We start from the raw sequence: 12,587 nt of genomic DNA on the forward strand, positions 1-12,587 counted from the left end.
CGATGGCCGGGGGTTCGACGATTGCTCTCAAATGGCCGACACGGCGGTCCTGCGCGAATCGGCAGGGGCCATGACGAATTCGGCCTCGATCGTTTCGGAGATCCGCCGCAGCCACTCCTCGGCCAGCGCGGCGCGCTCCTCGGCGATACGGGCCCGCTCCTCCGCGGCCCGGATCTGGATCGCGGCCTGCGCCTCGGCCTCGTCGGTGCGTTGCTCGGCGGCGCGAACCTTCGCATCGGCGTCCCGGAGGTCGGCACGGACCTGCTCGACGAGGTCCTGGACGCGTCCCTCGTAATCCTGGGCGCGATCCTCGACCGCGCGGATATATTCGGCCGCACCGCGCACCCGATCGAGCAGGCCCGACCATTTCGCGGCCGTCGGGAGCGAGGTCAGGACGACGACCTTGCCCTGGGACATCGCGCCGTCCGTGGTCGGCTCGGTGGCGGCGAGCACCGCGCCGGACTGATCGGAGGCGATCCGTCGTGACTGTTCCATGATCGATCCTGGGGCCGGGCTGGAGGACGGGAGCGACGGGGGTGGAGCGCCCGTTCGCTCAGGCCTCGGCCTCGATCTGGCTCATATGGCCGCCGAGCAGCAGCGTCTTGGCGGCCGCGTCGATCCGGGACAGCCACTTCTCGGCGGTATAGGCCCGGAGGTCGGCGACCCGCACCTGCTCTTCGGCCGCCCGGACCCAGGCTTCCGCCTCGGCCTGGAGCGTGCGCACCCGGGCCTCGGCTTCCGCACGGATCTCCTCGACCTGCGCATCCGCATCGGCCTGGACCCGCTGCAGGCGGATATCGGCCCGCGTCTGGATCTCGTGGGCCCGCATCTCGGAGAGCTGCAGGCGCTGCTGCGTCTCCTTGAGCTCGCGCTGCACGGTTTCGAGCAGCACCCCGTGCGAGGCGCTCTGCTCGCGCAGGCGCTTCTTCTGCTCGTCGGCAAGACCGACCATGCCGTTGATGATGTCGAGGGTCGTCATCCAGTCGGAGACGGCGTCGGGCTGAACGTCGGACGACGTCGGTCCGGAGGCCTGTTCCGAGACCGGTGCCGGGACCGGCTCGGCGTCGTTGACGGCCGGCTGCGGGACGACCGCGGCCGGGACCTCCTCGGAATCCAGGCTCAGCCGCAGCGCGGGCATGTCGGCCGGACCGGAGGTCGGTTTGAGCCTTAAGATCTCCGCCGACGGTTTCTCGGAGATCCGGTCCAGACTCTCCGCGACCTGCGTCAGAATGTGGGACCAAGAGGCTGTGGGAGCCGCGATCATGCTCATTTCTGCCTTTCCCATGGCGAACATGGCATGATAGAGACACAGTCATGGTTAATGACTCGTTAATTGTGTATTCGCCCGCTAGCTTTTCATAAGCTCCTCCTAACCACAATTAATCTTCGTCCCGCTCGACCGTCGGGGCGGGCCTCGACCGATCCGCCGTCGTGATGCGTCGAATATCCCGCGATGTCCGGGCTGGCCGATGCCCGTTGGGTCAATACATCCTGCAGTATCGGCGCGACCGAGAAAGCCACAGCGGTCAAAGGCAGGCGATATTGGTCTTTAAGCTCGATCAATATTTACATTGCACGCATTTTTTGGGATATTAAACATATATCAAAATAAATTTCTCGCCTGTATTTGATGTAATTATTCGATATGACTGCAATCAATCGGTCGTATTGGTCCGGAGCCCCAAAAAACGGTCCTTGTGTACCGCAAATCCGCCTCGCCAGATGGATCTGGATTCGAGAGTGCGCCCGCACCGCACCGATGCGGCGACATCGGTCGAGTTCAGGACTGGAGGACCGCCAGCGCATCGTCGACGGGCCGGAAGCGGGCGAAGCGCAGGGCCAGCACCGGCAGGACCAGGAGGTTCAGAACCGTCGAGGTCGTGAGGCCGCCCAGGATCACGAGCGCCATCGGTCCTTCGATCTCCCGACCGGGCTCGCCCGCGCCGAGGGCGAGGGGCAGCAGCCCGAGACCGGTGACAAGGGAGGTCATCAGGATCGGAACCATCCGATCGGCCGCACCCTCCGCGGCGGTGGCGGCATCCCAGGGCCGGCCGTCGCGGTTCACCATCTGCTCGTAATGGGCAACCATCATCACGCTGTTGCGCAGCGAGATCCCCGAGAGGGTGACGAAGCCCACGATCGAACCCAGCGACAATACGCCGCCCGCGAGCGCGGCCGCCGCCACGCCGCCCACGAAGGCGAAGGGTAGGTTGACGAGGACGAGCATCAGATTCGCCGTGGAACCGGTGACAACAGCGAGCAGCACGATGATCCCGAAGCCCGCCAGCCCGGCATGGATCATCAGGTCGCGCCGGGCCGTGTCCTGCGCCTCCGCGGCCCCCGAGAAGGCGACGTAGACCCCCTCGGGCAGCCGGACCTCGCGGGCGATCTTGCGCTTGGCCGCCGCCACGAAACCCGACACGTCGCGGCCCTCGACGTTGGCGGTGACCGCCTGCATCCGCTGCGCCCCAAGATGCTGCACCTGATAGCGGCGGGCACTCTCGTAGACATCGGCGACCTGCGAGAGGCGGACGAAGCGGCCGCCGGGCACCCGCAAGGGTAAATCGCCGATCGCACTGAGCCGGCTCCGCACCTGCGCGTCGAGGATCACCAACACGTTGACCGTCGCATTGCCGCGGTAGGTCTGACCGACGACATCGCCCTGGTAGGCGGTGCGCACCGCCTCCAGCACCTCCACCAGATCGAGCCCCCAATGGCGCAGATCGACCGGCCGCAGGGCCACGGTCACCTGCGGCAGGCCGGCCGGGGAGGCCTGCTGGACGTCCCGGGCACCCTTCACCTCCGCGAGCTCGCGCGCCACCGAGCGGGCGGCGGCCTCGATCCGGTCGAGATCGCTGCCGACCACGTTGACGACCACCGGCGCGGTGAAGCCCGACACCGTCTCCTCGATGCGTTCGGTCAGGAAGGTCTTCAGCGAAAAGGCCGCGCCGGGAAAACCCGCGACCAGCGTGCGGATCGCCATCTCGATATTCCGCTGCGCGGCCCCGTCGAGGCCGGGCTCCAGGTCGATATGGATCTCGCTGTAATGGGGTCCCGCCGTGTCCTCTCCGGCCTCCGCGCGCCCGATCTGTGCGGCCACCGCCCGTACCCCCGGGATGCCTTTCAGGCCGCCGGAGACGAGGCCGCTGAGCCGCTGCGATTCCTGCAGGGAGGTGCCGGGCACGGCCACCATGTGCAGGATCATGTGGCCTTCCTTCAGGTCGGGCAGGAACACCGCCCCGAGGGTCGGCAGGATGGCGGCGCCGCCGAGCGTCACCAGCACGCCCACGAGCATCGTGATCCGCGGCACCCGGCCAATCCGCGCCAGCAGCGCCAGATATCCCGCGCGGCTCCAGCGCACGACCGGGGGTTCGCGGGTCGCGGCGTCCCGGGCATTGCGGCCGCCGAGGAGGAGCAGCGCCAGCGCCGGCGTCACGGTCAGCGCGACGAGCAGCGAGGCGACGACCGCCGCGACGTAGGCGAGGGCCAGGGGGCCGAACAGGCGTCCCGCCACCCCGGTGAGCGCCAGGACCGGCAGGAACATCAGCAGCACCGCCAGGGTGGCGTAGGCAACCGAGCTGCGCACTTCGAGCATCGCGCCGAGCACAACCCGGGCGGCCCCTTGCCCGCCGGGGCGCGCCGCCCGCAGGCGGCGGGAAACGTTCTCGACGCCGATCACCGCGTCGTCGACGACCTCGCCGATGGCGAGGGCGAGGCCACCCAGCGTCATCGTGTTAAGGCTCTCGCCCCAGGCTTGGAGGGCGAGCGCGGCGGCGATCAGCGACAGCGGGATCGCCGCCGCGCTGATCAGCGCCGCCCGCCAATCCGCCAGGAAGACCAGGAGCACGATCACCACCAGGACCCCGCCGAACGCCAGGGCCTGGATCACGTTGCCGGTGGCGACATCCACGAAGTTCGCCGGCCGGAACAGGTCGGCGCGCAGGGACACTCCCTCTCGGTCGAGGACCGGGCGCAGCTCGTCCAGGGCGGCCTCCAGGCGGGCCGTCACCGCCCGGGTATCGACCCCGACCTGGGCGCCGACCATCAGCAGGACGCCGGGCTTGCCGTCCACCAGGGCGGCGCTGATCGCCGGCTCCGGGGCGGCCGTGACCGTGGCCACGTCGGAGAGCACCACGCTCGCCCCGCCGTCATTGTGGAGCACCGTCCGCCCCAGCGCCTCCGGGGTGAGCGACTGCCCCTCGGTCCGCAGCAGCACGCGCTGGTTCGGGGTGTCGACGAAGCCGGCCCCGCGCACGCCGGTCGCCTTGCGGGCCGCGGCCAGCACGTCGTTGAGGGCGATCTGGTAGCGGATCAGGTCGTCGGAGCGGATCTGCACCTGCAGCGCCCGCACGGCACCCCCGTAGAGCGACACCTGGGCGATGCCCGGCACCGCCTGGAGGCGTCGGCGCACGGTCCATTCGGCGACGTGGCGCAGATCCATGGCATCCCGGGTGCCGGAGGTCAGCCCGACGAGGAGCACCGTGAGGGTCGAGGAGGTGAGCGGGGTCATCGCGGGCACCGCGACACCGTCGGGCAGGCGCCCCGACAAAGCCGCCAGCCGCTCATTGACCCGCTGGCGCACCCGGTCGACGTCGCTGCCCGGCCTGAACACGGCGGTGATCACCGACAGGCCCTGGATCGAGGTCGAGCGCAGCGTCTCCAGGCCGGGGAGGCCGCCGACCGCGACCTCGACCGGCTGCGTCACCAGCACCTCGACCTGCTCGGAGTCGAGGCCCGGCGCCTCGGCCTGGATCGTCACGGTCGGCGGCGCGAATTCGGGAAAGACATCGTAGCGGGCGCCGGCCAGCGCGGTGAGTCCGAAGATCACGAGGGCGCAGGCCAGGGCCAGCACCACCCGCGGCTGACGGACGGCGAAACCAACGAGGGCAGCCTGGGGACCGAAGCGGCCAGCCCAGCCGGACGGCTCAGTCATCGTCGTCGCCCACCACGCGGATGCGGCTCTTCATCTCCTCGGAGAGGAGGGCCTGGCCGCCCCGCAGCACGATCTCCGCGCCGTCCGGCAGATCCTCGACCACGTAGGCGTCCGCCGACATGGGGGCGTCCGGCCGGATCGGGTGCCGGACGTAGGCGCCGTCGCCGGTGCTGCGATAGACCCAGCTGCTCCCCTCCCCGTGGACCACGGCATCCTCTGGAACGAGCACGCCGCGGACCGCGCGCTCGCCCGGCAGGAACGCCATCGTGCTGGTGCCGGGCAGGAGTCCGCTGTCGCCGGACACGAGGTAGAAGAAGCTCTGACCCTGGAGGCGGGGATCGGTCCGGGTGGCGGGCGAGACCAGGCGCAGGGCGACCCGCTCGCTCTGCGGCGGCACCTCGGCAAAGGCGGCCTGCGGCGGGCTCGCGAAGGTCTCCCCGGGCGGCAGCGTCACCTGCATCAGGAAATCCGTGCGCTCGATCAGCCGGGTGACGAGGGGCGCGCGGTCGATGATCGCCTTGCCGAGCGCGGAACCCCATTCCTGCCGCGCGGTCGCCGCGAGGGTCCGCACCTGCGATTCGGCCGCCGCCTGGGCGGCCCGGTCGGTCAGGAGCGTGCCCTCCGCGGTCTCGATCTGGGCGACCGCCACCACCCCGGCGCCGAGGTTGCGGGCGCGGCGGGCGGCGCTGGCCGAGACCTCGGCCCGCGCCTGGGCGGTCTGGAGCGCGGCGACGGCGCCCGCGTAGCTGTTGGTGAGCTCGGTGATGCGGGCGAGATCGAGGACGGTGCCGTAGGCGGTCAGCTCCTGGCGATGCTGCACGGCCGGGCGCGTTTCGGTGACGAGCCCGATCCGCGCGCGCTCTGGATCGGACAGCCGGATGAAGGTCCGCCCGTCTTCCACGGCGGTACGCGGCGCCGGCAACCGCGCCTCGACCGCCGGCGGCTTGCGCATGGCGGGCAGGAGGACCGCGAGCCGCTCGCCGGCCGCATGCAGGCCGAGGGCGGCCCGGCCGGGCAATCCTCGACCGGGCTCCGAAACGGCGACGCCGATCGCCCCGAGCAGCAGCAGCCCGACGATGAGGCGCGTTCTCCGACCCACCCCAAGCCCCCGCGTGATTGCCAAAACATCCCGAGTTGGATGCCGAATGTACCCGATACACCCGGATGAGCCCGGCTCAAACTCCGTGACGGTCGATCGGCGGGGATGCGTCTCGGCGCCGGGTGGGCCGAGATCAGCCTGAAAGCGCGAGGCCATCGGGGGCGCGCTGCGCGGGCCCGGGGCTCAACGACCGTATCAGGGTGTCATCGAAGACCGTTCAGGCGCCGCGCCGAATGCGATCCATTCGATCAGATGCGCGTGGAGAGGCCCAGAGCACGCAATCGGACCGGTCGTCCGACGCCGGCATGCAACGGGTCAATTTTTTTGGAGTCGCAGGACGCATGTCGCCCTCCGGAGGGCGGACACGGGCCGCACGGACGAAAAAGCCCGCCTCGACGGGCGAGGCGGGCTTCCGCATGACGTGCAACAGGGTTGTGCTAAATCAGCAGCCGCCGCCCTGAACCGGCGCCGTCTGACGGTCAGCCATGGTGTTGTTCATCGCACCGACGGTCCCGGGAGAGGACGGCTGCTTGCCGCCCGCGAGGTTCGCGGCACCCGGATCGGCGCTGGACTTGGGGGCATTCGCCGTCGCCTGCGCGTCCGCTGTCTGAGCAGCACCCGCGTTGTTCATGGCCCCGACCGTGCCGGGCGAGGCAGGCTGCTGGCCGCCGGCGAGGTTCTTGCTCGACTTGTCGACATCGGAGCTCTTGGGGTTGGATGCCTGCTGATCCGGGGTCTTGGGCATGGTCGTCCCGGTGCTGCACGGGGCCGCGAGGGCGGGGCCGGCGACCAGGGTCAGGAGCGCGACGGCGCTGGCCAGACGTGAGACCTTCATAAACATTCCTCCAGATATTTTACTCCGGGCTAAATGCTAAATCCTCCCGGGAGTTCCGAGGTAGATGTCGCGAACTTCACCGTGTCGCAGTACAGGGTCTGAATTCGCGGAGCCTCAAGGCATCGGCCTTGCGCGGCGGCCGTGCGTCCCCGCAGGCCCCGTCGTCAGATTCCCTGGCCGACCATGCGGCATCGACCTTGCACTCCGGTCCGGGCTGTTCAAGACTCTCACGGGCACGCTCCGCCCTGGCCGCGGATCGAATCGGGCCCGGCGGCGCGACGGAGTTGCAGAGGAGCGAATCCGTTGACGAGCGTGGACCTGAACTCGGATCTCGGCGAGGGCTACGGCGCCTATGCCTGCGGCGACGACGCGGCGATCCTGGACATCGTGACCTCGGCCAACGTCGCCTGCGGCTTGCACGCGGGCGATCCCGAGATCATGGCCCGGACCTTCACCCTGGCGCAGGCGCGGGGTGTCGCGGTGGGCGCCCATCCGGGTTTCCCCGATCTGTGGGGCTTCGGTCGCCGCCGGATGCCGTTCAGCCCGGACGAGATCGAGCGGCTGGTGGCCTATCAGGTCGGGGCCGCGGCGGCGCTGGCCGCCTATTCAGGCCATCGCATTACCTACGTGAAGGCGCACGGGGCGCTCGGCAACCTCGCCGCCGAGGAACGGCCGGTGGCCGACGCCATCGCCCGGGCGGTGCGGGCGGTGGACCGGGACCTCGCCATGCTCGCGATCGCGCTCAGCGCGCAGGTTGCCGCGGCCGAGGATTTCGGGCTCGCGGTGCATCAGGAGATCTTCGCCGATCGTGGCTATACGGAATCCGGCCTTCTGATCCCCCGAGGACAGCCCGGCGCCCTGATCACCGATTCCGGCGCGGCCGCCGAGCGGGTCCTGCGGATGGTCGAGGCCGGGGCGATCCTCACGGCCAGCGGCGCGGCGTTGCCGACGCCGATCCGCTCGATCTGCGTCCACGGCGACTCGGCGCACGCGGTCGCCACCGCTCGGGCGGTCCGGGACCGGCTGGAGGCGGCCGGGGTGACGCTGGCGCCGTTCCGTCCGTGAGCGACGCCGTCAGCGAGCCCCGTCTCCTCGACGCGGGCGAGGCGGCGCTGGTGGTCGAGTTCGGCACGACCGTCGACCCCGCGATCAGCGACCGGGTCCTGGCGCTCGACGACGCCCTGGGTGCCGACCCGCCCGCGGGCCTGCGGGAACGCGTCCCGACCTACCGCTCCCTGATGCTCCACTACGATCCGCTGGTACTCGACCGCGCAGCGCTCGCGGACCGGGTCCGGGCCCTCGTGGCAGGCACCGCCACCCGGGCGGCCGCCACGACCCTGTGGACGCTGCCCTGCTGCTACGACGCCCCCCATGGCGAGGACATCGCCGAGGTCGCAGAGCGCACCGGCCTCGCCCCCGATGCCGTGGTGTCGACCCATGCCGGGGCGACCTACCGGGTCTACATGTACGGCTTCGCCCCGGGCTTCGCGTATCTCGGCGGCCTGCCGCAGGCTCTGGCGGTGCCCCGGCGGGCGAGCCCGCGGCCGCCCCACCCGGCAAACGCCGTGGTGATCGGCGGCGGGCTCGCCGCGGTCGCCACCGTGCCGATGCCGACCGGCTGGTACGTGATCGGCGCCACCCCGGCCCGGCTCTACGCGCCGGAGCGCGACCCGAGCTTCTTCGTCGGCGCGGGCGACCTGATCCGCTTCGAACCCGTCGATGCCGCGACCTTCGACGCGCTGCGCGCCCGCGAGGCGGCGGGCGAGGCGGTGGTACGCCGCTGGGAGTCGCGCTGATGGCGGCGCTCGTCGTCGAGGCCTCCGGCCCCGGGATCACGCTGCAGGATGGCGGCCGGCACGGCTACCTGCGCTACGGCATCACCGCGGCGGGGCCGATGGACCCGCTGATGCACGCCACCGCCAACCGTGCGGCCGGCAACCCCCTCGACGCCACCGCCGTGGAGGTCTCCACCGGCGGGGTCACGGTCACGGCGGCGGAGGGCGCGGTCGGCCTCGCCCTGGTCGCGCCGGGCTTCCGGGTCGCCCTGGACGGGGCGGCTTTGCCCGGCGCCGTCGCGCTGACCCTGGAGCCGGGACGGACCCTGGCGGTGCGTGCGGGGGATGCCGGATCCTGGGGCTACCTCGCGGTGAGTGGCCGGCTCGACGTGGCGCCGGTCCTCGGATCCACCGCGACCCACACCCGTTCGGCCCTCGGCGGCCTCGACGGGCGCGGCCTCACCGCCGGCGACCGCCTGCCCGTGGCCGAGGGCCGACCGGGCGCGGCGACGCCCCACAGGCTCGTCGTGCCCTGGCTGGAGCGGGATGCGCGCCTGATCCGCGTCGTGCTGGGTCCGCAGGACGACTACTTTGCCCCCGACCAGATCGCGGCCTTCCTGACCGGGCCCTGGACCGTCTCGCCCCGGGGCGACCGGATGGCCTGCTTCCTGGACGGGACGCCCGTGAAGCACGCCAAGGGCCACGATATCGTCTCCGACGGCGTGGCGATGGGCGCGATCCAGGTCCCCGGCAACGGCCTGCCGATCGTGCTGATGGCCGACCGCCAATCCACCGGCGGATACCCGAAGATCGCCACCGTGATCGGCCCCGATCTCGGCCGCCTCGCCCAGGCGCGCGGCGGGGCGCGCCTCGCGTTCCGGGACGTCACGGTGGCGGAGGCGGTGGCGGCGCGCAAGGCCGAGCGCGACCATCTCCGGGAGCCGGCGGCGCGGGAACCGGTGGTCCGCACGGATTTCGCCTCCGACTTCCTGCTGCGCCTCAACCTCGTCGGCGGGGTCACGGATGGTCGCGCCTGAGCGGGCGACACGCTATGGCCGGGCCGCGCCGCTGGCGGTCCCGGAGAACCGGGTCTCCGGCGGCAGTTTTTCGAACGCGAGCAGGAAAGTCTCCTACGTATGGCGCACGCCGTCTCCGCCCCGGGCACGCCGCCCGCGCGCAGCAACGAACCGCTCAACGGCGACAGCGTCCGCCGCGCCCGGATCGACCTCGCCGCCTGCCTGCGCTGGGCCGCCCGGCACGGGCTGGAAGAGGGCATCTGCAACCATTTCTCGGCGGTGCTGCCCGAGCGGCCCGACCTGTTCCTGGTCAATCCCTACGGTCTGGCCTTCGCGGAGGTGACCGCGTCGAGTCTCCTGCTCTGCGACTTCCACGGCAACGTCGTTGAGGGCGACGGCCAGCCGGAGGCCACGGCCTTCCACATCCATGCCGAGTTGCACCGGCTGAAGCCCCGCGCCCGGGCCGCCTTCCACACCCACATGCCCTACGCTACCGCCCTCGCCATGCTGGAGGGCCAGCCCCTGGCCTGGGCCGGCCAGACCGCCCTGCGATTCTACGGCCGCATCGCGGTGGACGAGGATTACAACGGGCTGGCCCTGGATTCGGATGAGGGCCGGCGGATCGCAGCGAGCGCCGGCGATGCCGACGTGGTGTTCCTCAAGAATCACGGCGTGATGGTCCTGGGCGAGACCATCGCGGAGGCCTGGGACGATCTGTATTACCTGGAGCGGGCCGCACAGGCGCAGGTGCTCGCCCTGAGCACGGGGCGCACCCTCAAAATCGTGCCCGAAGCGATCGTGAAGCACGTGGCGGCCCAGGAGGCGGCCGGCCGTGCGGAGAGCGCGCGGATGCATCTGGAGAGCGTCAAGCGCGTGCTCGCCCGGGACGAGCCGGCCTTTTTGGCGTGACCGGCGCTCACGGCGTCGCCCGGATCCTGTCGAGCAGCGCCGCGTCGGCATAGCCGTCCGCGGGCAGCCCGACCGCGCCCTGGAAGGCGCGCAGGGCCGCCCGGGTCTTCGGGCCGATCTTGCCGTCGACACCGCCGGTGGGCAAGCCCCGCGCGGTGAGCCGATACTGGATATCGCGCCGCTCGTCGGCGGTGAGCGGCCGGTCGCCCCGCGGCCAGTCGCGGACGAGACCTGGATCCCCGCGCAGGCGGTCCGACAGGAGCGCCACCGTCAGCGCGTAGGCGAGCGCCGTGTTGTAGCGCAGGATCACCGCGAAGTTCGGCCGGAGCAGGAAGGCCGGGCCGCGGATCCCGGCGGGCAGGATCAAGGTCGCCTCCGCGGTCTCGTCCGGGACCGGACGCCCGGGGACGGGTGACACGCCCAACGCCCGCCACGCGGCGAGGCTGCGGGGCGTCGTCTCGTCGGCGAGCGCGGCGTCGAAGTTCTCCGGCAGGACCGCCTCGGCGCCCCAGCCCTCGCCGGGCTTCCAGCCCTGGGCGCGCAGGTAGTTGGCCGTGGAGGCCAGGGCGTCCGGCACCGAGGTCCAGATATCGCGTGTCCCGTCGCCGTCGAAATCGACCGCGTAGCGCTGGTACACGCTCGGCATGAACTGGGTGTGGCCCATCGCGCCCGCCCAGGAACCAGTGAGCCCGCCGGGCATCCGCTCCAGCGGGGCCTGGTTCCACGCCAGGATCTGGAGGGCCGCCGCCAGCTCGTCGCGCCAGTAGGGAGCGCGGGCGGGGTCGCCGCAGCCAAGGGTCGCCAGGGAGCGCACCACCGGCTTCACGATGGCGGGGTTGTCGAGGACGGCGCCGTAATTCGACTCCACGCCCCAGAACGCCACGAGGATGTGACGGTCGATCCCGTACCGGGCCTCGATCGCCGACAGGGTCTCGGCATTCTCGGCGAGCTTGCGCTGGCCGGCTGCGATACGGGACGGGGTGATGCTGGCCTCGATGTAGTCCCAGATCGGCCGCACGAACTCGCCCTGGCTCCCGCTGGCGGCGAGCACGTCCGGATCGGCCGTCAGGCCGGCGAGCTGGGCATCCGCGACGCTCTGCGGCACGGCCCGCGCCGTAGCCCAGGCGATCAGGTCGGCGCGGCAGGTCTCGAAGGCCTGCGGCGCGGGCGGGGCTGCGTCAGGTGCGGCGGCCGCCAGGGTCGGTGCCAGCGCGCAGGCCATGGCGAGAATGCCGATCCGCGCGGGCTGCTTCGGCGCATCGTGAGCGGGCATGGGCATCTCCGGCGATCCAGATCCCTCGACGTACCAGCATAACCCGCAGGGAGGGGCGGCTTCCAGGAAGCGGCCGGTCTCGATCGGACGCCGATCGGGGCCATATCACCACGTCGTGTGACCCGTCCGCCGTGCCCGCGCGGTGCCCGACGAACAAACGCGGATATCCGACGTTCACCCGACATGGCCCGAGGGAGACCGACCCGGTGAAGCGTGCGGCCCTCGCGATCCTCGGTACGGCGCTGCTCGCCGCGGAACCGGCCTGCGCCCTGGAGGTGACCCGCAGCCGCGACATCCCCGCGCCGGCCGGCGCGGTCTGGGCGCTGGTCGGCGATTTCTGCGCCATCCAGCTCTGGCACCCGCAGGTGGAGCGCTGCATCCTGTCGAGCGACGACGAGGATGACGGCATCCGCGCGCAGATCCGCGGCCTGGTGGTGAAGGGCGGCCTCGGCACCGTCGTGGAGGTCGAGACCGCGCGGGACGAGGTCGGCATGAGCTACAGCTATGGCTTCGTCCAGGGCCCCCTGCCGGTGCGCGCCTACAACGCGACGCTGACGGTCCGGCCGAACGGCACCGGATCGACGGTGCTCTGGAGCGCGACCTTCGACGCCGAGGGCATGAGCGATGCCGAGGCCGTCGCCGACATCGCGGGCGTGTTCGAGTCCGGGCTTGCCGGGATCGCCCGGGAAGCGTCCAGATAGGCTCTGTCGAATCGCGTGGGTGCGAAACGCTCTTCGGGCGGCAACC

General features: G+C 71.3%; 11 protein-coding genes. 5 read left to right on the forward strand and 6 right to left on the reverse strand.

The annotated features are described in order from the left end of the window. Nucleotides 1-27 precede the first annotated feature (27 nt). From MKK69_RS13900 to MKK69_RS13920, 5 genes are all read right to left on the reverse strand, one after another. Nucleotides 28-495 (reverse strand): hypothetical protein, encoded by a 468-nt coding sequence (locus MKK69_RS13900; RefSeq protein ID WP_243968581.1) that lies wholly within the window; start codon nucleotides 493-495, stop codon nucleotides 28-30. A 58-nt stretch (nucleotides 496-553) separates the two neighbouring features. After that, nucleotides 554-1,138 (reverse strand): cell division protein DivIVA, encoded by a 585-nt coding sequence (locus MKK69_RS13905; protein WP_243968583.1) that lies wholly within the window; start codon nucleotides 1,136-1,138, stop codon nucleotides 554-556. Nucleotides 1,139-1,780: 642 nt separating this feature from the next. Further along, entirely contained in the window at nucleotides 1,781-4,933 is a 3,153-nt protein-coding gene (locus MKK69_RS13910) for an efflux RND transporter permease subunit (RefSeq protein ID WP_243968585.1), read from the reverse strand. Beyond that, nucleotides 4,926-6,032 carry an efflux RND transporter periplasmic adaptor subunit gene (locus tag MKK69_RS13915; RefSeq protein ID WP_243968587.1) on the reverse strand — a complete coding sequence of 369 codons (1,107 nt, stop codon included), beginning with the start codon at nucleotides 6,030-6,032 and terminating at the stop codon, nucleotides 4,926-4,928. The genes MKK69_RS13910 and MKK69_RS13915 overlap by 8 nt, the downstream gene beginning before the upstream one ends. A gap of 442 nt (nucleotides 6,033-6,474) precedes the next feature. Next, nucleotides 6,475-6,867 carry an exopolysaccharide production protein YjbE gene (locus MKK69_RS13920; protein WP_243968589.1) on the reverse strand — a complete coding sequence of 131 codons (393 nt, stop codon included), beginning with the start codon at nucleotides 6,865-6,867 and terminating at the stop codon, nucleotides 6,475-6,477. Nucleotides 6,868-7,170: 303 nt separating this feature from the next. On the opposite strand from MKK69_RS13920, the gene MKK69_RS13925 reads away from it, so the two are divergent. The 4 genes from MKK69_RS13925 to MKK69_RS13940 all read left to right on the forward strand — a co-directional run bounded on the left by MKK69_RS13925 (nucleotide 7,171) and on the right by MKK69_RS13940 (nucleotide 10,567). Further along, nucleotides 7,171-7,932 (forward strand): 5-oxoprolinase subunit PxpA, encoded by a 762-nt coding sequence (locus MKK69_RS13925; RefSeq protein WP_243968591.1) that lies wholly within the window; start codon nucleotides 7,171-7,173, stop codon nucleotides 7,930-7,932. Continuing rightward, on the forward strand, nucleotides 7,929-8,663 hold the full coding sequence (locus tag MKK69_RS13930; protein WP_243968593.1) for a 5-oxoprolinase subunit B family protein: 735 nt from the start codon (nucleotides 7,929-7,931) through the stop codon (nucleotides 8,661-8,663). The genes MKK69_RS13925 and MKK69_RS13930 overlap by 4 nt, the downstream gene beginning before the upstream one ends. Further along, nucleotides 8,663-9,679, forward strand: coding sequence for a biotin-dependent carboxyltransferase family protein (locus tag MKK69_RS13935; RefSeq protein ID WP_243968594.1), 1,017 nt, complete (start codon nucleotides 8,663-8,665; stop codon nucleotides 9,677-9,679). The genes MKK69_RS13930 and MKK69_RS13935 overlap by 1 nt, the downstream gene beginning before the upstream one ends. 99 nt (nucleotides 9,680-9,778) lie before the next feature. Next, nucleotides 9,779-10,567 carry an aldolase gene (locus tag MKK69_RS13940; RefSeq protein WP_243968596.1) on the forward strand — a complete coding sequence of 263 codons (789 nt, stop codon included), beginning with the start codon at nucleotides 9,779-9,781 and terminating at the stop codon, nucleotides 10,565-10,567. A 7-nt stretch (nucleotides 10,568-10,574) separates the two neighbouring features. On the opposite strand, the gene MKK69_RS13945 is transcribed toward MKK69_RS13940, so the two are convergent. Continuing rightward, nucleotides 10,575-11,789, reverse strand: coding sequence for a lytic murein transglycosylase (locus tag MKK69_RS13945; RefSeq protein ID WP_243968636.1), 1,215 nt, complete (start codon nucleotides 11,787-11,789; stop codon nucleotides 10,575-10,577). Between the two features lie 257 nt (nucleotides 11,790-12,046). On the opposite strand from MKK69_RS13945, the gene MKK69_RS13950 reads away from it, so the two are divergent. Beyond that, the gene (locus MKK69_RS13950) at nucleotides 12,047-12,541 is read left to right on the forward strand and encodes an SRPBCC family protein (protein WP_243968598.1); all 495 of its coding nucleotides are present in this window, start codon (nucleotides 12,047-12,049) and stop codon (nucleotides 12,539-12,541) included. Nucleotides 12,542-12,587: the final 46 nt, after the last annotated feature.

The sequence above is a fragment of the Methylobacterium sp. J-026 genome, from assembly GCF_022829585.1.
Lineage (GTDB): Bacteria > Pseudomonadota > Alphaproteobacteria > Rhizobiales > Beijerinckiaceae > Methylobacterium.